Here is a 21,111-nt window from a genome sequence, read left to right on the forward strand (position 1 = left end):
GAATCCCCTTGGGGATACCATTTTTCTATTTTATGCTAACGATGTTTGCGTAGAATGGGGCCTTAGCTCAGCTGGGAGAGCGCAACACTGGCAGTGTTGAGGTCAGCGGTTCGATCCCGCTAGGCTCCACCATATTTATCAATAATTTGATGAATACTTTAAACCACCGCAAGGTGGTTTTTTTGTAACTATAGTTCACTCGCTGGCAATGGAGTAATCATTCTTTGCCTAATCGTAATCGGTATAAGACGTTGAACTACTCAGAGTGTTTTTCCGAACTAATTCAAAGCGAATGAGTGACATCATGGTTACTCCCTCATGACCTCATTCAACGTAGAAGTCGCAGGTCAAAAACACTCCATACTGACTAGGTTTAGCACTTATGGCGTTAACCAGCTTAAACCTAGAATCATGATGCTCTTCACACGTTGTACGCAACATGGTCTTGCATGTTCCAGACATACTTTGGATTTCCCCCCATTCATGGAGGTTAGTTATTGTGAATGCATAAATACACGGGTATATGGATATAGGAGCAAGATAACTTTACTCGCTCGTGGTTGTATTTATCACTGAGCTATTAAAAACAGTCTCAAGTTTCAGTCAAGGATAAAATAAAGCCACCTTGAAGGTGGCTTTATTAGTGATTGTTGCTGTATAAATTATCTCTAACTAGTCAACCCCAAGAAAGCCCCCAGTTTGATGTGCCCACAGTTGGGCATATATGCCACTGGCATTAATCAATTCTTGATGAGTACCTTGCTCGACAATCTTGCCCTCATCGATGACTATGAGTCTATCCATAGCGGCAATTGTCGATAGGCGATGTGCAATTGCAATTACCGTTTTACCTTCCATTAGCTGATATAGACTTTCTTGAATCGCAGCTTCTACCTCGGAGTCTAATGCAGATGTGGCTTCATCGAGTAACAAAATAGGTGCGTTTTTGAGAAGTACACGCGCAATGGCAATCCGTTGACGTTGACCACCCGATAATTTTACGCCGCGCTCACCAACCTGAGCATCAAGGCCTATGTTACCATCTGGATCTGTCAGAGTTTGAATAAATTCATAAGCTTGTGAGTTCTTGATTGCACTCGTTAACTCCTCTTCAGATGCATCGGGGTTTCCATAAAGAATGTTTTCTCTAATTGAGCGATGAAGTAGGGAGGTATCCTGAGTTACCATGCCAATATGCGCGCGCAACGAGTCCTGTTTGACTTGAGTTATTTCCTGCTGATCAATGAGTATTCTTCCTGACTCAACATCATGAAAACGCATCAGTAAGTTGACTAAAGTAGATTTGCCGGCGCCAGAGCGACCAACAAGGCCAACTTTTTCGCCGGCTTTAATGTTGAGATCGAGTCCGTCAATAACGCCACTGTTTTCACCGTAGTGAAAGCTTACATTATCAAAGTTAATACCGCCTTTATCGACCTTAAGATCTGGTGCATTTTTAATATCGGTGATATCGGTCGGTTTAGACAATGTATTCATACCATCAGCTACAGTACCGATATTTTCAAATAGCGAGCTAATCTCCCACATTATCCACTGCGACATACCGTTAAGCCGCAGAGACAAACTGATAGCAATAGCTATGGCTCCAACAGTAATTGCACTGTCTCGCCATAGCCAGATTGATGTTGCCGCGATGCTAAAGGCCAGCACGTAGTTAATGATCTGTACACTTACGTTTATCTTGGTGACGAGGCGCATTTGTCGGTAAACAGTATGAAGAAAAGTGGTCATACTGCCTTTAGCGTATTCAGCTTCTTTTTGGGTATGGGAGAACAGTTTAACGGTCGCGATATTGGTATAACTGTCAACGATACGTCCCGTCATGTTTGATCGCGCATCTGCTTGTTCTGTCGATACCTTTTTCAGCTGTGGTAAAAACCTAACTTGTAAGCCAATGTAGATTAGAAGCCAAACCAACATAGGTAACATTAACCTAAGATCCGCTTTCGCTATCATCACCACCATCGAGGTGAAATATACTAAGATATAAACTAATACATCCAATAGCTTAGTAACTGTTTCTCTCACAGCAAGTGAAGTCTGCATCACTTTAGTGGCGATTCTTCCTGCAAAGTCATTTTGGTAAAACGATACGCTTTGTTTAAGTAAATAACGATGAGCCAGCCAGCGGATTGACATAGGATAGTTGCCGAGCAAGCCCTGATAAACAATCAATGCATGTAATAAGACTAAAACAGGAATAACGACTAATACTAAAATAGTCATTCCAAGCAGTTTGACTCCCTCTTTTTCGAATAAAGTTTCAGGGTCATTATTGATCAGCAGATCAACCAAATCGCCCATAAAACCAAATAAAGACACCTCTAAAATCGCCAGTAAAGCGGTTAAGATAGACATAATAACCAGTGGAATTTCAAAGCCTTTGGTATAGTGTCGGCAAAAGGCATATATTCCCTTTGGTGGTTGTTCTGGTTCTTCTGGTGGTAGGGCATTTACCCAAGATTCAAATCTTTTAAACATTTATTGTCTCTGTGTTTATTCGTTGCGGAAATGTTGCTTAGTAGCGTTAGCATACAAGGTCTTGAGTAAATAGGGCATGAAATCGTTATTTATATTCAGTTCCGTTTTCCGCTAGTTATAACGCAGTTAAATGATAATATTTACTTAAGCTAATTATTCTTCGGAAAAAAGATGGTCAACCACGATTGTATAATTGATAGCGAAATTTGCCGTAAAGCAAGGCTGGCGCGAGATGCGAGGTTTGACGGCCAGTTTTTTACTGGGGTACTCACTACAGGCATTTATTGCCGCAGTATCTGTCCAGCCGTTAGTCCGAAGGAAGAAAATGTACGTTATTTTGATTCGCCATTAAAAGCGGCAAATGCGGGCCTAAGGCCCTGTTTACGTTGTCGCCCAGACAGTGCACCAGGCTCATTCGCTTGGAAGGGTACTCTCACTACTTTAGAAAGGGCAATACGCCTCATAGAAGATGGCGCACTAACAGGTGCTGACGCTATCAATATTGAACAGCTGTCAGAAAAACTAGGAGTAAGTAGTCGCTATCTTCGCAAGCTCTTTAGCGAAGGCGTTGGAACTTCTATTAAACAATATGCACTATATCGGCAGCTAATGTTTGCCAAACAATTGCTGCATCAGACCGAGTTGACCATTACTCAAGTGGGACTCGCGGCTGGCTTTAACAGCATTCGTCGTTTTAACGAGGCTTTTAAGCAGGCATTGAAACTAACGCCGTCAAGCTTCAGGAAGCAGGCCGCATCTCTTGTTCCCGACTCAGGCTCCTCTGATGGGTCTATAAGTACTGTGTCGCAATTTAACTTAACAGAACCCGTTAAATTAACTGTTGAGTTATCATACCGCCCGCCGTTTGCATGGCAGCCACAGCATGGTTTTTATCAAGTTAGAGCGGTTAGTAATATGGAGTGGTTAACGTCTGATAGCAACTACGGACGCAGCTTTAGCCTCAATGGTGTAAGTGGTTACTTCGACGCCAACCATAATAGTGCGCGAAACAGCTTTATCGTTGATATAGTTTTAGAAAATGAGCGAGGGTTAAAAGAGCTTAGCGCTATTATTGGTAATATTAAAAGGATACTTGATCTAAATGCCAATATGCAGGCAATAGAGCAAGAGTTAACAGGAGTTGCGCCCTTAAAAACGTTAATGATCCCAGGCTTAAGATTACCAGGTACTTGGTCAGCCTTTGAAGCAGGCTGCAGGGCTGTACTTGGTCAACAAGTCAGTATTGTGCAAGCTTCAAAACTATTAAATCAGTTAGTACTAGCCTACGGCGAACGTCGTACTATCAGTGACAGAGAGATTATCTTGTTCCCTACGGCTGAAGCCGTGGCCAATGCTAGCTTAGATGAATTGAAAATGCCTGGTGCAAGAAAGCTTGCACTTAACGGCTTAGGTGAGTTTGTAGTACAACACCCCGATAGGGGGCTAAATGATTGGTTATCTATAAAAGGGATTGGCCCTTGGACCAGCGCTTATGCACAAATGCGCGGTGAAAGTCATCCTGACATATTGTTATGTGGTGATCTGGTCGTCAAGAAACGAGTATTGGCTCTCTATCAGCAGTACCAGAAAAATACAGGAGAAACAGAGGCATTGGATTACGGCGCACTAACCAAAGAAATAGCGAAAATCGTTAGCCCGTGGGGAAGTTACTTAACATTTCAATTGTGGAATTTATCATGAAGAAGCCAGTACCGTTAGCCAAGCTCAATGTTAAAACGAGTGCAGGCATTATTTCGCTTTGCGCCAATGAATCTGGTATCAGTCACCTTAATTTTGTGCCACAAGCGGGTGATGATTGGCAAACAAGAGAGTTATCTTTGACAGCCTCTAGGTATAGTGTATCGACATCGCTTGCTGAAGTGCACCTACAGCAAGCTAAAGATGAGTTACTTGAGTACTTAGCTGGTAAGCGGCAACGGTTTAATGTCGCTTTAGCACCACAAGGAACTGAATTTCAACAACAAGTGTGGCATGCATTAAGCGAACTAGAATATGGTGATACATGCAGTTATGCCGATATCGCGGAGAAAATTGGTCGACCTAAAGCGGTGAGAGCTGTGGGGACAGCCAATGGTGCTAACCCTATCGCTATTATCGTGCCATGTCACCGAGTGATAGGAAAAAATGGCACATTAACCGGTTATGCCTATGGCTTAGCGCTGAAGCAAAAGCTGTTGCAGTTAGAGGGAATTTCACTTATTTAATCAGCAGGTAGTTCGTATCATAGTGAAATTTACAGGTCGATGAGTGTTATTTAGCATCAAAGGTAAGCTTTTTAAGCGATATTAGCGTAGAATATCCGCCTTATTTTTGATTAGGTCACGCCTGTAAATATGACTCAGCCAGATCCAACAACGCCAGCGACTTTAACCTCTGCTGAAAACACGCCGCAACTTAAAAACTTTGCGGATTTAGGGCTAATCCCTGAATTATTAGCAACACTTGATGCATTGGGTTATCAGTCACCAACAGCAATTCAACAGAGCATGATCCCGGCCGTTATCGCAGGGAGAGATGTACTGGGCGGCGCGATAACCGGATCAGGCAAAACAGCAGCATTTGCACTACCGATTATTCAGTTACTTGCGAAATCTGCTAAGCAGTCTCGTCAAAGCAACTGTGTATCTAGCCTAATATTGGTTCCTACACGAGAACTTGCCCAGCAAGTTGCTGATAGCTTTATGCGATATGCACAGAACATAAAGCCAAACCTAAAAGTCCTGGCTGTTTACGGCGGGGTATCAACTAACAGTCAAATGCAGAGTTTACGTGGTGGCGCCGACATTTTAGTGGCGACACCTGGAAGACTGTTAGACTTGATCGCTAGTAACGCTGTTAAGCTTGATAAAGTCAGCAGCCTTGTTCTCGATGAAGCCGATCGTATGTTGAGTCTAGGCTTTACTGATGAGTTAACCGCGCTGCTAGAAAAATTACCCGCTAAAAAACAAACACTGCTTTTTTCAGCGACCTTTCCTGAAGAAGTCTCAGTACTGACCCAGTCCTTACTTAATCACCCAGTAGAAGTTCAGCTACAGAGTGAGGAGAAGAACACTTTAGTTCAGCGTGTTATTACTGTTAACCGTAATCGAAAAACACCGCTGTTAGTTGAGTTGATAAAACAGAATGATTGGCAGCAAATCTTGATTTTCGCCAGTGCAAAATATACCTGTAATCGCCTCGCTCAGAAGTTAGATAATGCTGGCATAACCGCAGAAATTTTCCATAGTGATAAAGGTCAAGGGGCAAGAACGCGAGTGCTTGATGGCTTTAAACGTGGTGAAATTCGGGTGCTTATTGCAACCGATATCGCAGCTCGTGGTATTGATATTGAAAAGCTACCAATCGTCATCAACTATGAGTTACCACGTAGCCCAGCAGACTACATGCACCGAATTGGTCGAAGTGGTCGAGCGGGCGAAGCGGGGCTAGCGTTATCGCTTATTTCTCATGATGAGTATCAACATTTCAAAGTGATAGAGAAAAAGAACAAGCTAAGGCTTGAGCGTGAACAACATCCAGGGTTTGAAGCCGATGCTGAAGCGCCTGAAGATTGTCCATCACGTATCGAGAAGCCGATGGCAAAACCCGCTGGCACTGGCAAGAAACATCGCAACAAATTGCCGAAGGCAAATGCTGACCTTTGGGCAAAAAAATAAGTACCCATTGTAAATTTTACTTCGTATAACGCTAAGATTAATTAGGACAAAGTATGCAACACCTATTTTGGTTAGTAGAAGGACAAATTGCAGGACGCAGTGGCCCCAACAAAGACGCTTGGGATTTATCAGAATTGAAAGCAGAGGGCATTGATGCCATTCTTTCAGTTAATAATGGTGAATCCTGTGAAGATGAGGATTTTTCTTCAGTAGGCATCGAATACAAATGCATTCCTTTTTCGCGCAATGCGCCGCCTGAAGCGGGAGATCTAGAATACTGCGTAGAGCAAGTTCCTCAGGCATTGGCTTATATTCGCCAATGTGAAGCGCAAAATAAAACAGTTCTAATTCACTGCCGCTCTGGTAAAGATAGGACTGGCTTGATCATGGCTTACTATTTAATGGATAACGGCGCAGCTCCATTGCATGCCGTGAGTCAGATAAGAGCAATTCGTGATATCGCATTTAGCGCTGATGGCTGGGATCAATTTGCATTTGATGTGCTTTATGCGTTACAAGAATAGGTATTAGTTAATAACTGAAGTTATTCAATGAAAGCAATCGGATTGCTATCTCCTTTTCCTGCAAAGTTACTATTGCTCTGGGCAGCCATTACATTGTTGGTTGGCTGCCAAGCTGCTCCTCATTATCCTGAAAAGACAGCAACATTTAAGCTGTCAGTTGATCCCAAATCTGCGCTTTCACAATATGTGGCTTCCGATCTTAAGGCTAATCCAGATCTTACTGGTGTGGTGCCCCTCACGGATGGTGTGGATGCTTTTATCGCAAGGCTAGCTTTAGTCAATGCCGCATCAAGCAGTATTGATCTGCAGTACTATATTTATCGCGCTGACGATACTGGTCGATTGTTGCTATGGCACCTGCTGGACGCCGCTGATCGTGGTGTAAGAGTTCGAATTCTGCTCGATGACATGACGACTAAGGGCGCTGATGACACCTTGCTTTTATTAGCCAAGCATAGAAATATTGATGTGCGCTTATATAACCCATCTTTTGAGCGTTCCTTTAGAAACATCGCCTTTATTAGCAGCTTCTCTCGGCTAAATCATCGAATGCACAATAAGTCACTTACCGTTGATAATACGCTTACAGTTGTTGGTGGACGCAACATAGGTAACGAGTATTTTTCAAATAACACCTATGTTGATTTCGGAGACTTTGACTTATTGGCGATAGGGGAGTCAGTTGATGAGGTGTCAGATCAATTTGACCTGTATTGGAATGCCCCGCTGACTGTAGACATCAATGCGCTTACCAAGTATGAGGTGAGTAAACAAGATTTAGCACAAGCAATGACTGTGGTTGATAATGCTAAAGCTGAGTACCGCAACAACCCTTACATTAAGCGGTTACTAGACAGCGATTTGATCCAAAAAATGCAAAGTCACTCTCTGCCATGGTTTTGGGGGCAAGCTAAACTTATCTATGATCAACCCGATAAACAAAATCATCAATTTGAATCAGACAGTATGTTGGCTGACTTGGGCGCATTTTTGTCTCAAGCTGAAAATGAGGTACTGCTTGTATCGCCCTATTTTGTCCCGACTCGAGAGGGGACGAGCAATCTAATTGATGCTGTTAAAAGGGGAATTGAAGTTACGGTGTTAACCAACAGTCTCGCTGCAACAGATGTACTTGCTGTGCATGCAGGTTATCGGGCTTATCGTAAAAGGCTTCTAGAGGCTGGTGTCCGTATATTTGAAGTTAAAGCCAATCTCAATGTTAAAAAAAGTAGTAGCTGGACGGGTAGTTCTAAGAGTAGCTTACATGCGAAAACATTCATTATCGACCGTTCTTCCATCTTCGTCGGGTCATTTAACTTTGACCCTCGTTCTGCTTGGTTAAATACAGAAATGGGGCTGATTATTCACAATAAAAAATTAGCAGGTGGAGTGGTTGAGGGCATTGAAACTAGCTTAGCGGCAGAAACCTACCGATTATCACTTGAAGATGATGAGCTTGTTTGGCATGACGATCTAAAAGGGCGTGAGATCTATAGCGAGCCTGATGCAGGCCTTTGGCGCAAATTCTTAGTTGACTGTATCGCATTATTACCGATTGAATCACAGCTTTAATTGTGAGTTTGACAGGATTAAGGTAAAGTTTGTTTGCGCAAATTTAGATGACTTAAGTAACTAAGAGATAACAATATAATGAAAAGTAAGGCAACGCAGTCCCAAGGATTATTATTGTTTCAGCTGTCATATACTCAACTCTTTGCGCTGGGAACATTAAAAGTCAGGGAGTTGGTTCCCTATAGCCCGCTAAGTGTCATTCCTCATTCTCATCCGACTATATTAGGAGCGGCAACCATCCGCGGCACCACTATTCCCGTTGTTGATATGGCCGCCGCAATTGGTTATCGGCCGATGTCGGATGAAGAGCTAAAAGACAGTTATATTATTATTACCGATTGTCAGCGCATGGTGATTGGTTTTCTGGTGCGTTCAATTGACAAAATCATCGAATGTAATTGGCGAGATATTGAATCTCCGCCAAATAACTTAGGTAAAAATGCATTCTTAACTGGTGTCACACGTATCGAAGATAAATTAGTTCAGCTATTGGATGTTGAGCTGCTACTTTCAAAAGTGTTTCCTGCTAGCCCTGAAACAACTCGGGCAATTTTGACTGATGTTCAGCGTGAACAGCTTAAGCCGCTACAAATATTACTGGTAGACGACTCAATGGTTGCCCGTAAACAACTGTCGGATGCGTTAGATAGCATCAACATCCCTTATCAGGTGACCGCCGATGGTCAGCACGCTCTTGCAATTATGGAGCGGGCTGAAAAAAATGGTCATGCTATTGATATCTTAGTCAGTGATATCGAAATGCCAGGACTTGACGGCTATGAATTAGCGTTTGAAGTTAAGAATAACCCCGCTATCGCAGATGCCTATATTATCTTGCATACTTCGTTATCGAGTGAGATAAGTGTTAGCCAAGCCCATCAAGTGGGTGCTAATGAAGCGCTGACAAAGTTCGATGCCCATGAGCTTATTGAAGCGATGCTACGTGGCGCGAGTAAAGTAAAAGCCATTGCTAATATTTAGTAGCTTGTTAGTAATATGCTACCTCAGAGTAATAACCAGCTCTAATTGTCTAGCAAAGGTAGACAACTATGGTCACATCCGATACAAACACTGTTGAAGGAAGATTAATTTTATTTAAGGCTTACTGCTTAATCGCTAGCCCTTAAATCAAATTAATAAAAACTAAAAATTATAAAGACAGGTTAAGTAATGAATCAAAAAACATCACTGTTTGCCAGAATGGCAAGTGGCAGTCTCGTATTACAAATTCTCGTGGGTATTATCGCTGGTGTAGTATTAGCGACAGTTTCAAAAACGGGTGCAGAAAACGTCGCATTTCTTGGTGAGCTATTTGTTGGAGCATTGAAAGCCATTGCGCCAATATTGGTTTTTATCTTAGTTGCCGCTTCTATTGCCAATCAGAAAAAGAATGCCAAAACTAATATGCGCCCAATTGTGCTGTTGTATTTGTTTGGTACTTTTTGCGCGGCATTAACCGCAGTGCTCATGAGCTTTGCATTTCCTACCACGCTGGTTCTAGTGACTGGCGCTCAAGGTGCCACGCCGCCAGAAGGCATTGCTGAAGTCCTCAATACTTTATTATTCAAAATTGTTGATAATCCTGTTAATGCGTTAATGACAGGCAATTACATTGGAATTCTAGCTTGGGGTGTGGGTTTAGGTATTGCCCTGCATCATGCGAGTGATTCAACAAAGCAGGTTTTTGCTGATGTGAGCCATGGTATCTCTCAAATGGTACGCTTTATTATTCGCTTAGCGCCTATTGGTATTTTCGGTCTGGTATCTGCTACTTTTGCTGCTACAGGCTTTGCGGCAATTGCCGGTTATGCTCAATTGCTAGCAGTGCTTCTCGGTGCAATGGCAATCATAGCGCTTGTAGTTAACCCCGCAATTGTTTACTACAAGATCCGTCGTAATCCATATCCGTTAGTCTTTACTTGCTTGCGTGAAAGTGGCGTTACTGCCTTCTTTACTCGCTCAAGCGCGGCTAACATCCCAGTTAATATGGCATTATGCGAAAAACTCAAGTTGCACGAGGATACTTACTCAGTTTCTATTCCTTTAGGTGCCACCATTAACATGGGCGGAGCTGCGATCACCATTACTGTTTTGACCTTGGCTGCAGTAAATACTTTAGGTGTACAGGTTGATATATTGACCGCTATTTTGCTGAGTGTTGTGGCTGCGGTATCTGCTTGTGGAGCCTCAGGTGTGGCAGGTGGTTCTTTGCTGCTTATCCCTCTGGCATGTAGCTTGTTTGGCATATCAAATGATGTGGCAATGCAGGTTGTAGCGGTAGGCTTTATTATTGGTGTGATCCAAGATTCAGCTGAAACAGGCTTAAACAGTTCTACAGATGTTATCTTTACCGCCGCAGCATGCGAAGCTGCTGAACGTAAAGAGAGCTAATCAGCAATTTCATTCAATAGCTAATAAACCTATTGGCTATGGTTAAAAGCCCCACAACAGTGTTGTGGGGCTTTTTTATTAACGAGATGACAAGTAAGCGTAGAGCTAAGCACCAATAATTCCTAGAGGCTTACCGGTTTTCCAAGCGCCGCGAGTGAAGTCTGGGAAATTGACTGAATTACTGCGGTTATTCACCGACACTTCGCTTAATATGTTGACCACTGACCATGCTGCACCGTCATATACATCTTGATCTAAGGCTTCGCCATTACGAAGGCAGTACACCATTCGCCACAACATTAAGAAGTCCATGCCACCATGGCCACCATTTTTCTCTGCCTCTTGCCCCATTCGTTGCCAAAGAGGATGGTCATATTTGTCGTACCATTTGCTCATATCCATATCCCACTTATGGAAATTGCCGTTGCCCCCTTTTTCAATTGCAATTCTATTTGGGAAACCTGCAAATACTCCATTAGTACCTTGGATCAGATTATGGCGGCTGTATGGTCTTGGCGTTGTGGTGTCGTGCTGTACCATAATGGTACGGCCGTTAACGGTCTTAATTAAGCTGGTATTGATATCGCCGTTTATATAATTGAGCTGATTGCGTTCATGATCTTCTGGGAATTCACGTTGTGCATACAATGCCCGACCTAGCGCTGGTGAACTCATTGAGGTGAGGTAATCAAAACGGTCACCGCGATTGATATTCATATATTGCGAGACGGGCCCTAAGCCATGAGTCGGGTATAGGTTACCATTACGTTTAGTATGCCAATAGGTACGCCATGAGCCTGTTTTTTGATTGAGTTCTTTCATCTGCCAACGAAGCTCATGAATATATGCCGCTTCTCCATGCAGCAGTTCACCAAACACGCCTTGGCGAACCATATTAAGTACCATTAACTCATCACGGCCATAATTGACATTTTCCATCATCATGCAATTTTTTTGAGTTTTCTCGGCAGTATTAACGATTTGCCAACACTCCTCGACGGAGAGCGCGAGTGGTACTTCAACAAAAGCGTGCTTACCACTTTCCATGGTATCGATAGCCATTGGAGCATGCCATTCCCATGGGGTTGAGATGATCACGATATCAATATCTTTGCGACTGAGTAATTCAAGATAAGCTTTTTCACTGCCGCTATAGCGCGCAGGTGTCTTTAGTCCTTGTTCAGCTACAAATGCAATCGATCTGTCGAGTACTGCTGTATCGGTATCACATATTGCGACAATTTCGACACCCTCTAAATGGCAAAAGTGCTTCACATGACCTGAGCCACGTTGGCCAACACCAATAAACCCGACTCTAACCGTTTCCATTTTTGGGGCTATCAGCCCCATTACACTTTTCCCCTGGGTTGGAGGAGGTGGCACAGTATTTGAGCTTGCAGCAAAAGAGGGGGTGGCAAGGCTTGCTGCGGCGATACCGGCAGTTTTTAGAAAGTGTCTGCGATTGAATTTCATTATCTGTCCTATAACGTCGCTATAAAGTAGAGCAGCGAACTTGCTGATATGTTCATCTTTGTTTTTATAATCAAACAAAGTTATATCAAATTTTTCGATGAATAGGCTAAAAAACTCGTTACGGTTTGTTGCACTTGCGTTTTTATTCAAATTTACTAAAGTAATGCATATAAAGTGACTTGAATCGCGTTTTTATTTTTATTGTGCGATACAATTTAAGTTACAAGGTAATCGCTTTAGCGATAGCATTACCGGTTTTAACAATTGATATACATAATAAAACAATGATTGGTTAACTGTTTCGGGGTAGATAATTCGATGGCTGTTGTACGCGATAAGGCAAAAGAAGTTATTCAAATTGAGAACCGCACCAAGCTCAAGGAGATGGAGATGTCAGTAGTTGAAAAGCGTAAGCGTTTATTTTCGAAAGTTGACGCTGTTGAAAACCGAGAAATCGTCGGTCGCTGGGTCGATGAAAGGCCGTTACTAGGCGATAAAATTACAGTTTATAAGCAGGCTGAGACCTATTATTTAGAGACTTGGTATAACGATGGTTGCCACAGTTTAGATGAAATGACCTCTGAGCATACAGATGATGGCGTAAAGCTAGAGGACAAAGGTGGCAATATTTTTGGCGAATATTTTATGCTCACAGCCAGTAATGACCTTATGTTTTGCAATTCCAGCTTATGCTATTACACCGCAGTTAAACATGACGTTGAAGCCGCTTAGACTTTTAAGTTTTTAGTGAATCAATGAGAAAGGGGCTAAACGTCCCTTTTTTGTACCCGTTTAATACTATTTAGCCTATCGAATTAAAAAGAACAATGACTCGAAAAATGCATCTGTTTGCCACTGTATGGATGGATAAAGCTTAAAGACTGGGCATGGAGCTTTAATCTAGGTGCTGCATCTATAATGTGTTGTTCTGCATAAAAGTCATCACCTAAAATCGGATTGCCGATCGCTAGCATATGCACTCGTAGCTGATGAGTTCGGCCTGTAACGGGCTTAAGTGCTACTAACGTGCTGTTAGCTCTAACTTCTAGTGTTTTGAAATGAGTAATTGCCGCCTTACCTGTCGCTGAAACTTGCTGCTTTGGTGGATTGGTTTTATCGGCCGCAATAGACAATTCAATCATTCCTTGTGCATCTTTGAGATGGCCACTGACTTCAGTGATATAGGTTTTTTGTGTTTTTCGATCTTGAAACTGAGTTTTCAGGTTGGACTCTGCCTTTTTATTTCGAGCAAATACCATAATCCCTGACGTTGAACAGTCTAGTCGATGCACTAAAATAGCATCTTTGAATCGTTGCTGGATCCGAGTCAATGCACAATCATGGGTATAATCCGCTATACCTGGATTAGACAGTAAACCTGAAGGCTTATTAATGATGATGATGTCCCTGTCGACATAACGAACATCTAACCAAGGAATAGTAGGGGGCTGATAGGTGAATATTTGCATGGGTTCTCCTGTTACAGCGCAATTCTAACAAATATTCCTCTGCAAGGAATAGATATTCTTCCTGAAATATATAGATAAGTCGACCCTTTCCGTAGTGCTAAAGTCTAGGTTTTTTGGATGTAGGTCATTATTTTGAATGATTATTATTAAGTAACTTGATTTATTTGGCGTTTTAGCTGTAAAAGAATATAGCTTCTATGGTTGGAAGCTTTGCCCTTTGCAAAGAAGGGTAATTACAAACAATGGAGCTTTTATATGATAAAAAGCAAATTATTAAATGTTCGGGTATTATCGCTCTTAGGTGTAATGTTAACGAGTGCTGCATGTAGTTCGACACCTGTTACCGTTAATTCTGAAGTAGCTAATGATAGTAAAGCAGCAACGATTTCAACCAAAGCTGAAAAAGATGAAGCGTTTGCAGCGATAGGTTATCAATGCCAATCAATTAGAAGAACTGGTACGCATATGAAAAGCCGTCGCTGTACTACTCAAAAACAGCGAGACAGAGAAAGGGATGGTGCGGAAAGGTTCGCTGGAAACGTTGCAGATAGAGGAACCTCAAACTCTATAAAGAGTAACTAGCTCAATCTGCAATACTACCGTGCGCCTTGCTATAGCTTGAGTATTCGTCGCTGCAGTCGGTAGTATTATGCTGCTCTTTTCCTATACTTCCATTCATTCTTTAAAAATTATACTCATCCTAGATATTTTTGAGGTGTGTTACGTGTCCACAGACGACTATATGCCATCAATTGTGGGTAAAAAGTTCGGAAAGCTGTTTCTATTTCGATATCCAATTTTTTTACCGTTTCTTGAGCACCGTTAAATATTTCAGGCTTAGAAACCCGCTTAGCGACAGAAGCGAGAGTCTGATTGAGGCCTTTACGGCTTTGATAGGCGACGAGCCAGTTCTCTTTCCTTATTTTAGGCGCAATAGATAGCAATCCATCAGGTAGTTGCTGACAGTCATCGATTGCATCATAAGCTTTGGCTGCAAACGCTTCGAGACTTAAATGATGATATTCATCCCAATATTTTGCCAACATGTGGTCAAAACAGATATCAATGATAATTGGCGCTGCTCGAGTGAGTGATTTTGGGAATTTCTGTAACAACTCTTTCGTGAGTTCATGGGAGTCAGTGAGTTGATCTATTTGCCTGTGCAGCCAGATCCCCTGTTGTAGGTGCTTTGGAAAGTGTTCGATACTACCTTTGGCGAAATCGCCAGCAATGTTTGCTGCTAAAGAGGTCTGACTGACGTCAGCTAAATGTAGGTGGGCAAGAAAGTTCATATTTTATACTTGGTGATATGAGTACTTTCACGGTAACATGCAGCGCGATGCGAAGGAAATTCTTTATTACAAATTTTATTTTAAGAATTGCTTCATGGACGTGCATCGCTTTATGACAATTTAACTATCCAACTAACGGTTTGAGGATCAAGGATGATGTGGAACTGGTTATCAAAAAAGCTTACTCGTACAGAGCAGCCGCAGCGCAGAAAAGTAGACATAGATATTCCCTTTGAGCAGCATAGCTATCGTATTGAAGATTTTGACGTAGATTCTGATACCGCAGACGAAGAGATAAAGCAGGATAAAGCGTAATATAGCTAACAAATTACCAATAAAAAGCGTTAGCACCTCTATATTAGAATGATTATGCGGAATAAATGTACTTCAATTGTTGATCTTCATTCTCTCTAGTCATAGACTGGCCGCCGATTTAGAGACAGTAGAGACTTTCCATGCGTGTTGCAGATTTTTCTTTTGAACTTCCCGATGAGCTTATTGCGCGTTATCCGACGGCAGAGCGCACAGCTTCGAGGCTTTTATCGTTAGATGGTAACAGCGGCGCATTAGCCGATTTGCAATTTACCGCCATTCTTGAAAAAGTGCAGCCTGGTGATTTAATGGTATTTAATAATACCCGAGTCATTCCTGCGCGCTTATTTGGCAAAAAACAATCAGGTGGTAAGTTAGAAATACTCGTTGAGCGGATGATCGATGACAAACGTATTTTGGCCCATGTCCGTTGCTCTAAGTCGCCTAAAGTCGATAATATTATTTGTCTCGATAATGGTTACGAAATGAAGATGTGCGCCCGTCATGACGCTTTATTCGAACTAGAGTTACAATCAGATAAAACTATTTTAGAAGTATTGGAAGAAGTAGGGCACATGCCATTGCCGCCTTATATTGATAGGCCCGATGAGGATGCAGATAAAGAACGCTATCAGACGGTCTACAACCAAACTCCTGGTGCAGTCGCCGCGCCAACAGCGGGCTTACATTTTGATGATGCAATGCTAGCAGCATTAAAAGACAAAGGCGTAAACACGGCCTTTGTTACCTTGCACGTCGGTGCTGGTACTTTTCAGCCCGTACGAGTTGATGAGATCCTTGATCATAAAATGCACTCGGAGTGGGCTGAAGTTTCGCAAGATGTCGTTGACCTCATTGCGTCGACTAAAGCAAACGGTCATCGAGTGATAGCAGTAGGGACAACATCAGTGCGTTCACTAGAAAGTGCCGCGAGAGCATCAGCAGCTGAGTTAGAAGCATTTAGTGGTGATACTGATATTTTTATCTACCCTGGCTATCAGTTCCAAGTTGTCGATGCAATGGTGACAAATTTTCATTTGCCAGAGTCGACATTAATAATGTTGCTTAGCGCATTTGCTGGCTTCGATGAGGTAAAAAACGCCTATCAGCATGCGATTGCTCAAAAATACCGCTTCTTTAGCTATGGCGACGCCATGTTTGTGACTAAAAAAGCGAACTAATCTTTAAATATGCTTTAAAATACCCACCCAAATAGATGAGGTGGGTATTTTTTTATCCTCATTTTGGTACTTATTTTATTGATAAGGGTTGATACTCAATCTGCCGCCCTTATCTCTAGTGTTAATCTACAACTCATTTGATGAGTTAACTCAGGTCAGACTGTTTCTCTGGCGAGGTGAATAATGAAATTTGAATTAGATACAACCCAAGGTCGCGCCCGTCGTGGCCGCTTAGTGTTTGAACGCGGAACTGTTGAAACTCCAGCGTTTATGCCTGTAGGTACCTACGGTACCGTTAAAGGGATGACGCCTGAAGAAGTACGTGAAACCGGCGCTGATATATTACTCGGTAACACCTTTCACCTGTGGCTGCGTCCTGGTGAAGAGATCATGCGTAAGCACGGCGACCTACATGACTTTATGAATTGGCAGCGTCCAATTTTGACCGATTCGGGTGGGTTCCAAGTGTTTAGTTTGGGCGATATCCGTAAGATCACCGAAGAGGGTGTACATTTCCGTTCACCGATTAATGGAGAAAAGGTTTTCCTTGATCCAGAAAAATCGATGCAGATCCAAAACTCTTTGGGCAGTGATGTGGTGATGATTTTTGATGAGTGTACACCATATCCAGCAACAGAAGACGAAGCGCGTAAATCGATGCAGATGTCACTGCGTTGGGCACAGCGTTCACGAGATGAATTCGACAAGCTTGAAAATCCAAACTCTTTATTTGGCATTATTCAAGGCGGTGTTTATGAAGACCTACGTGACGAAAGCCTTGATGGCCTAGTTAACATCGGTTTTGATGGATACGCGGTCGGTGGACTCGCTGTTGGTGAGCCTAAGGAAGATATGCATCGTATCCTCGAGCATGTTTGCCCTAAAATCCCAACGGATAAGCCACGTTACTTGATGGGGGTCGGTAAACCTGAGGATTTAGTTGAAGGCGTACGTCGCGGCGTAGATATGTTTGACTGTGTTATGCCAACACGTAATGCTCGAAACGGTCACTTGTTTACCAGTGAAGGTGTTATCAAGATCCGTAATGCACGGCATCGCGATGATACTTCAACACTCGATGCTAAGTGTGATTGTTATACCTGTAAAAATTATTCACGGGCATACCTTTACCACTTAGATCGTTGTAATGAGATTTTAGGCGCTCGATTAAACACCATTCATAACCTTCGTTATTACCAAAGATTGATGGAAGGTTTGCGTGGTGCGATTGAGACAGGTACATTAGACGACTTTGTTACAGAGTTCTATACCAGCCAAGGCCGGGAAGTACCTGAAGTTCCAGAATTAACCGATTAATTTTTACTCAGACAATAAGAAGAGACAACTATGTTTATTTCAAATGCATATGCAGCAGATGCACCTGTAGGCGGCGCTGGCGGCACTATGGAACTTATTTTCATGTTGGTCATTTTTGGCCTTATCTTTTACTTTATGATTTTCCGCCCGCAATCTAAGCGCGTAAAAGAGCATAAGAACCTAATGAGCTCGTTGAGCAAAGGTGATGAAGTGCTAACCAGTGGTGGCATTTTAGGTAAGATTGCTAAGATCAGTGATGAGAACGACTACGTTTTGTTGGCGATTAATGAAACTAGCGAAATCACGATTAAAAAGGATTACATTGCGGCGGTATTGCCTAAAGGCTCTATTAAGTCACTTTAAGCCAAGAGGGCTATGGCGTGTTAAATAAATACCCAATGTGGAAAAACCTAATGGTGGTGATTATCATCGCCATAGGTGGATTCTATGCGATACCAAACCTATTCGGTGAGGACCATGCTGTACAGGTGGTTGCAACCCGAGGAGCTGAGGTGACAGCGTCGACTCAGTCGGCAGTAAATGATGTATTAGTAAGCAAAGGCATTGCTGTTAAGCGATCTGAGCTTGAAAATGGTCAATTATTAGTTCGTGTTGGCAATGGTGAAGATCAGTTGCTTGCTAAAGAAGCTATTGCCGATGCTCTTGGTGATAAGTTTACGGTAGCGCTAAACCTTGCACCTGCAACACCTGAGTGGCTAGAAGCTATGGGCGGTTCGCCTATGAAGCTAGGTCTTGATTTACGTGGTGGTGTTCACTTCTTGATGGAAGTCGACATGGGTGAAGCCGTGCGTAAAATGACCGAAGCTAAAGTGGCTGACTTCAGAGCTGATTTACGCGCTGAGAGAATTCGCTATGCGGGTATTCGTAATGGCGCCAGAGGCATCGAAATCAAGTTCCGTGATGCAGAAACGTTAGCGAATGCCGAGCGTTTCTTAAAATCACGTAGCGCTGACATGGTCTTTACCGACCGCTCTTCTGGTAATGATTATTTTCTGGTTGCTAATCCGAGTGATGTTTATTTAAAACAGATCAAGGAAGAAGCACTGCAGCAAAATATTACTACTTTACGTAATCGTGTTAATGAACTTGGTGTTGCCGAGCCAGTAGTACAGCGTCAAGGCGCTGAGCGTATTATTGTAGAGTTGCCTGGTGTTCAAGACACTGCTCGTGCAAAAGAAATTCTGAGTGCGACTGCGTCAATTGAATTCCATATGGTTGACCAAAATGCAGATGCTCAAGCTGCAGCAAGTGGTCGTGTTCCTGCTGGCTCTGAGGTTTATCAGCGCCGTGAAGGTGGTCCGGTCGTGCTTAAAAAAGCTGTGATGCTAACGGGCGACCATATCCAAGGTGCACAACCTAGCTACGATGAGTACAGCCGTCCACAAGTGTCTATTAACTTAGACTCTAAAGGTGGTTCAATCTTTTCCAATGTGACTAAAGACAACATAGGTAACCCTATGGCGACTTTATTCATTGAGTATAAAGATACCGGTGAGAAGAACGCTGATGGCAGCGTGAAGATGAAGAAGATTGAAGAAGTAATTTCAGTTGCCACGATTCAAGCTCGTCTTGGTCGTAACTTCGTCATCACTGGTCTTGGTCATGCTGAATCACAAAACCTTGCGTTGCTACTGCGTGCTGGTGCCTTGATTGCGCCAGTATACATTGTTGAAGAGCGTACTATTGGTCCAAGCCTAGGTGCTGAAAATATCGAAAACGGTATGCAAGCAATGATATGGGGAATGGCAGTCGTGCTTCTCTTCATGTTGGTTTACTACCGTGGTTTTGGTCTTATTGCTAACCTTGCATTAACAGCTAACCTAGTGATGGTTGTGGGTGTTATGTCGATGATCCCAGGCGCTGTTTTAACGCTGCCAGGTATCGCAGGTATGGTGCTGACTGTCGGTATGGCGGTTGATGGTAACGTGCTTATTTACGAACGTATTCGTGAAGAGCTGCGTAATGGCCGTAGTATCCAGCAAGCGATTCATGAAGGTTATGGTAATGCATTTTCAACCATTGCCGATGCCAACATTACTACCTTTATGACTGCACTAATATTATTTGCGGTTGGTACGGGTGCTGTTAAAGGCTTTGCGGTTACCTTAATGATCGGTATCGCCACGTCGATGTTTACCTCTATTGTCGGAACACGTTCTATTGTGAACGCGATCTGGGGTGGTAAGCGCGTGAAGAAACTGTCTATCTAAGGGGAAGTTGAAATGTTTCAGATTTTAAATATCAAAGGCTCTATCAACTTCCTGCGCCATGCTGTACCTATTAGTATCCTTTCTGCGATATTAGTGCTGGGCTCTCTTGGGTCTCTAGCAACTAAAGGTATAAATTGGGGCTTGGACTTCACCGGTGGTACGGTTGTTGAGCTTGAGTTTTCTAACCCAGCGAATTTAGTGGCTATCCGTGAAGGACTTTCTACGGAAGAAACTGACGGTGCAGTGGTACAGAACTTCGGTTCAAGCCGCGACATTCTGATCCGTCTTCCTGTAAAAGAAGACGTAAAGAGTGACACTCAAGTCGCTCATGTTATGGAAGCCGTGACTCAACTCGATTCTGCTGTTATTCAAAAGCGTGTTGAGTTTGTTGGCCCTCAAGTCGGTAAAGAGCTTGCTGAACAAGGTGGTTTAGCGGTTCTAGTGGCGTTGATATGTATTCTTATATATGTATCTTTCCGCTTCGAATGGCGTCTAGCATTAGGCTCTGTGGCGGCATTGGCTCACGATGTCATCATTACGCTTGGGGTGTTTTCAATATTCCAACTAGAGTTCGATTTGACCGTACTGGCTGGTTTGTTAACCGTTGTCGGTTACTCACTCAACGATACCATTGTTGTGTTTGACCGTATTCGTGAAAACTTCCTCAAGCTACGTAAAGGTAGCCCTGAAGATGTGGTCAATACCTCAATCACTCAGACGATGAGTCGAACGATTATTACTACAGGTACCACGCTTGTCGTTGTTGTAGCCTTGTTCCTTAAAGGTGGCACGATGATCCATGGCTTTGCGACTGCTCTGCTTATGGGTATTTTCGTCGGTACGTTCTCATCAATCTATGTCGCAAGTTTCTTAGCGATTAAACTTGGGATCAATCGTGAACACATGATGCCAGTTGAGATTGAAAAAGAGGGCGCAGATCAAGATACTTTGATGCCATAAAGTACTGTTATTAGTGCTAAAGGCCACCTTATATAGGTGGCCTTTTTGTTTTTTGTGCTGGATGTTTATCCTTTATGAGTTGATATTGCTTGGTAATCTAGCCGATTGTGGTGATTTGTATTAAAGCTCAAAACAGCGCTCGACAGTGATATTGTTTTAGCAGTAGCATGGAAGGCTATTTTATGACGGTCTAAAATAGCTAAAATAGCT

Annotated in this window: 19 protein-coding genes and 1 tRNA gene; 16 read left to right on the forward strand and 4 right to left on the reverse strand. The window is 42.8% G+C overall.

The genetic code is table 11. The features are described from left to right. The first annotated feature begins 56 nt into the window (after window positions 1-56). Window positions 57-132: transfer RNA gene (locus AB4135_RS19870), tRNA-Ala, on the forward strand. Between the two features lie 540 nt (window positions 133-672). Here AB4135_RS19870 and AB4135_RS19875 read toward each other — a convergent pair. Next, complete coding sequence (locus AB4135_RS19875; RefSeq protein WP_371995168.1) at window positions 673-2,502, reverse strand: ABC transporter ATP-binding protein; 1,830 nt, start codon at window positions 2,500-2,502, stop codon at window positions 673-675. Window positions 2,503-2,673: 171 nt separating this feature from the next. On the opposite strand from AB4135_RS19875, the gene AB4135_RS19880 reads away from it, so the two are divergent. From AB4135_RS19880 to sstT, 7 genes are all read left to right on the forward strand, one after another. Then, the gene (locus tag AB4135_RS19880) at window positions 2,674-4,203 is read left to right on the forward strand and encodes an Ada metal-binding domain-containing protein (RefSeq protein WP_371995169.1); all 1,530 of its coding nucleotides are present in this window, start codon (window positions 2,674-2,676) and stop codon (window positions 4,201-4,203) included. Continuing rightward, window positions 4,200-4,727, forward strand: a complete 528-nt coding sequence (locus tag AB4135_RS19885; protein WP_371995170.1) for a methylated-DNA--[protein]-cysteine S-methyltransferase — start codon at window positions 4,200-4,202, stop codon at window positions 4,725-4,727. Before AB4135_RS19880 ends, AB4135_RS19885 begins: the two co-directional genes overlap by 4 nt. 129 nt (window positions 4,728-4,856) lie before the next feature. After that, a complete protein-coding gene (locus AB4135_RS19890; RefSeq protein ID WP_371995171.1) occupies window positions 4,857-6,179 on the forward strand; it encodes a DEAD/DEAH box helicase in 1,323 nt (440 codons plus the stop codon). A gap of 53 nt (window positions 6,180-6,232) precedes the next feature. Continuing rightward, window positions 6,233-6,703, forward strand: coding sequence for a dual specificity protein phosphatase family protein (locus AB4135_RS19895; protein WP_371995172.1), 471 nt, complete (start codon window positions 6,233-6,235; stop codon window positions 6,701-6,703). Between the two features lie 27 nt (window positions 6,704-6,730). Further along, entirely contained in the window at window positions 6,731-8,275 is a 1,545-nt protein-coding gene (locus AB4135_RS19900; RefSeq protein WP_371995173.1) for a phospholipase D family protein, read from the forward strand. Between the two features lie 78 nt (window positions 8,276-8,353). Further along, complete coding sequence (locus tag AB4135_RS19905) at window positions 8,354-9,256, forward strand: chemotaxis protein (RefSeq protein WP_371995174.1); 903 nt, start codon at window positions 8,354-8,356, stop codon at window positions 9,254-9,256. 189 nt (window positions 9,257-9,445) lie between these two features. Beyond that, the gene (gene sstT / locus AB4135_RS19910; RefSeq protein ID WP_371995175.1) at window positions 9,446-10,666 is read left to right on the forward strand and encodes a serine/threonine transporter SstT; all 1,221 of its coding nucleotides are present in this window, start codon (window positions 9,446-9,448) and stop codon (window positions 10,664-10,666) included. A 105-nt stretch (window positions 10,667-10,771) separates the two neighbouring features. On the opposite strand, the gene AB4135_RS19915 is transcribed toward sstT, so the two are convergent. Next, window positions 10,772-12,139 (reverse strand): Gfo/Idh/MocA family oxidoreductase, encoded by a 1,368-nt coding sequence (locus AB4135_RS19915; RefSeq protein ID WP_371995176.1) that lies wholly within the window; start codon window positions 12,137-12,139, stop codon window positions 10,772-10,774. Window positions 12,140-12,457: 318 nt separating this feature from the next. Here AB4135_RS19915 and AB4135_RS19920 point away from each other — a divergent pair, with 318 nt between their 5' ends. Beyond that, on the forward strand, window positions 12,458-12,871 hold the full coding sequence (locus tag AB4135_RS19920) for a hypothetical protein (RefSeq protein WP_371995177.1): 414 nt from the start codon (window positions 12,458-12,460) through the stop codon (window positions 12,869-12,871). 83 nt (window positions 12,872-12,954) lie between these two features. On the opposite strand, the gene AB4135_RS19925 is transcribed toward AB4135_RS19920, so the two are convergent. Next, window positions 12,955-13,608, reverse strand: coding sequence for a pseudouridine synthase (locus AB4135_RS19925; RefSeq protein ID WP_371995178.1), 654 nt, complete (start codon window positions 13,606-13,608; stop codon window positions 12,955-12,957). Between the two features lie 255 nt (window positions 13,609-13,863). Between AB4135_RS19925 and AB4135_RS19930 the strand changes: the two genes are divergently transcribed. After that, the gene (locus AB4135_RS19930) at window positions 13,864-14,190 is read left to right on the forward strand and encodes a hypothetical protein (protein WP_371995179.1); all 327 of its coding nucleotides are present in this window, start codon (window positions 13,864-13,866) and stop codon (window positions 14,188-14,190) included. Window positions 14,191-14,303: 113 nt separating this feature from the next. Here the strand turns inward: AB4135_RS19930 and AB4135_RS19935 are convergent, their stop codons facing one another. Continuing rightward, on the reverse strand, window positions 14,304-14,900 hold the full coding sequence (locus AB4135_RS19935) for an ACP phosphodiesterase (RefSeq protein ID WP_371995180.1): 597 nt from the start codon (window positions 14,898-14,900) through the stop codon (window positions 14,304-14,306). Between the two features lie 153 nt (window positions 14,901-15,053). Here AB4135_RS19935 and AB4135_RS19940 point away from each other — a divergent pair, with 153 nt between their 5' ends. From AB4135_RS19940 to secF, 6 genes are all read left to right on the forward strand, one after another. Then, entirely contained in the window at window positions 15,054-15,215 is a 162-nt protein-coding gene (locus tag AB4135_RS19940; RefSeq protein ID WP_371995181.1) for a hypothetical protein, read from the forward strand. A gap of 140 nt (window positions 15,216-15,355) precedes the next feature. Further along, window positions 15,356-16,393, forward strand: a complete 1,038-nt coding sequence (gene queA / locus AB4135_RS19945) for a tRNA preQ1(34) S-adenosylmethionine ribosyltransferase-isomerase QueA (RefSeq protein WP_371995182.1) — start codon at window positions 15,356-15,358, stop codon at window positions 16,391-16,393. 183 nt (window positions 16,394-16,576) lie between these two features. Beyond that, window positions 16,577-17,710: a tRNA guanosine(34) transglycosylase Tgt gene (gene tgt / locus AB4135_RS19950; protein ID WP_371995183.1), complete on the forward strand. Its 1,134-nt coding sequence runs from the start codon at window positions 16,577-16,579 to the stop codon at window positions 17,708-17,710. Between the two features lie 30 nt (window positions 17,711-17,740). Continuing rightward, window positions 17,741-18,073 (forward strand): preprotein translocase subunit YajC, encoded by a 333-nt coding sequence (gene yajC, locus AB4135_RS19955; RefSeq protein ID WP_020911830.1) that lies wholly within the window; start codon window positions 17,741-17,743, stop codon window positions 18,071-18,073. 17 nt (window positions 18,074-18,090) lie between these two features. Continuing rightward, complete coding sequence (gene secD, locus AB4135_RS19960) at window positions 18,091-19,941, forward strand: protein translocase subunit SecD (RefSeq protein ID WP_371995184.1); 1,851 nt, start codon at window positions 18,091-18,093, stop codon at window positions 19,939-19,941. A gap of 12 nt (window positions 19,942-19,953) precedes the next feature. Beyond that, window positions 19,954-20,901, forward strand: coding sequence for a protein translocase subunit SecF (secF, locus tag AB4135_RS19965; RefSeq protein ID WP_371995185.1), 948 nt, complete (start codon window positions 19,954-19,956; stop codon window positions 20,899-20,901). The last annotated feature ends 210 nt before the right edge of the window (window positions 20,902-21,111 follow it).

It is taken from the genome of Shewanella sp. 10N.286.54.B9, assembly GCF_041468565.1.
GTDB lineage: Bacteria > Pseudomonadota > Gammaproteobacteria > Enterobacterales > Shewanellaceae > Shewanella.

What these genes read in the sequence shown, in the direction of transcription:
- AB4135_RS19875 (WP_371995168.1), bottom strand. Translation starts at nt 2,502, where the DNA reads ATGTTTAAAAGATTTGAATCTTGGGTAAATGCCCTACCACCAGAAGAA.
- AB4135_RS19880 (WP_371995169.1), top strand. Translation starts at nt 2,674, where the DNA reads ATGGTCAACCACGATTGTATAATTGATAGCGAAATTTGCCGTAAAGCA.
- AB4135_RS19885 (WP_371995170.1), top strand. Translation starts at nt 4,200, where the DNA reads ATGAAGAAGCCAGTACCGTTAGCCAAGCTCAATGTTAAAACGAGTGCA.
- AB4135_RS19890 (WP_371995171.1), top strand. Translation starts at nt 4,857, where the DNA reads ATGACTCAGCCAGATCCAACAACGCCAGCGACTTTAACCTCTGCTGAA.
- AB4135_RS19895 (WP_371995172.1), top strand. Translation starts at nt 6,233, where the DNA reads ATGCAACACCTATTTTGGTTAGTAGAAGGACAAATTGCAGGACGCAGT.
- AB4135_RS19900 (WP_371995173.1), top strand. Translation starts at nt 6,731, where the DNA reads ATGAAAGCAATCGGATTGCTATCTCCTTTTCCTGCAAAGTTACTATTG.
- AB4135_RS19905 (WP_371995174.1), top strand. Translation starts at nt 8,354, where the DNA reads ATGAAAAGTAAGGCAACGCAGTCCCAAGGATTATTATTGTTTCAGCTG.
- sstT (WP_371995175.1), top strand. Translation starts at nt 9,446, where the DNA reads ATGAATCAAAAAACATCACTGTTTGCCAGAATGGCAAGTGGCAGTCTC.
- AB4135_RS19915 (WP_371995176.1), bottom strand. Translation starts at nt 12,139, where the DNA reads ATGAAATTCAATCGCAGACACTTTCTAAAAACTGCCGGTATCGCCGCA.
- AB4135_RS19920 (WP_371995177.1), top strand. Translation starts at nt 12,458, where the DNA reads ATGGCTGTTGTACGCGATAAGGCAAAAGAAGTTATTCAAATTGAGAAC.
- AB4135_RS19925 (WP_371995178.1), bottom strand. Translation starts at nt 13,608, where the DNA reads ATGCAAATATTCACCTATCAGCCCCCTACTATTCCTTGGTTAGATGTT.
- AB4135_RS19930 (WP_371995179.1), top strand. Translation starts at nt 13,864, where the DNA reads ATGATAAAAAGCAAATTATTAAATGTTCGGGTATTATCGCTCTTAGGT.
- AB4135_RS19935 (WP_371995180.1), bottom strand. Translation starts at nt 14,900, where the DNA reads ATGAACTTTCTTGCCCACCTACATTTAGCTGACGTCAGTCAGACCTCT.
- AB4135_RS19940 (WP_371995181.1), top strand. Translation starts at nt 15,054, where the DNA reads ATGATGTGGAACTGGTTATCAAAAAAGCTTACTCGTACAGAGCAGCCG.
- queA (WP_371995182.1), top strand. Translation starts at nt 15,356, where the DNA reads ATGCGTGTTGCAGATTTTTCTTTTGAACTTCCCGATGAGCTTATTGCG.
- tgt (WP_371995183.1), top strand. Translation starts at nt 16,577, where the DNA reads ATGAAATTTGAATTAGATACAACCCAAGGTCGCGCCCGTCGTGGCCGC.
- yajC (WP_020911830.1), top strand. Translation starts at nt 17,741, where the DNA reads ATGTTTATTTCAAATGCATATGCAGCAGATGCACCTGTAGGCGGCGCT.
- secF (WP_371995185.1), top strand. Translation starts at nt 19,954, where the DNA reads ATGTTTCAGATTTTAAATATCAAAGGCTCTATCAACTTCCTGCGCCAT.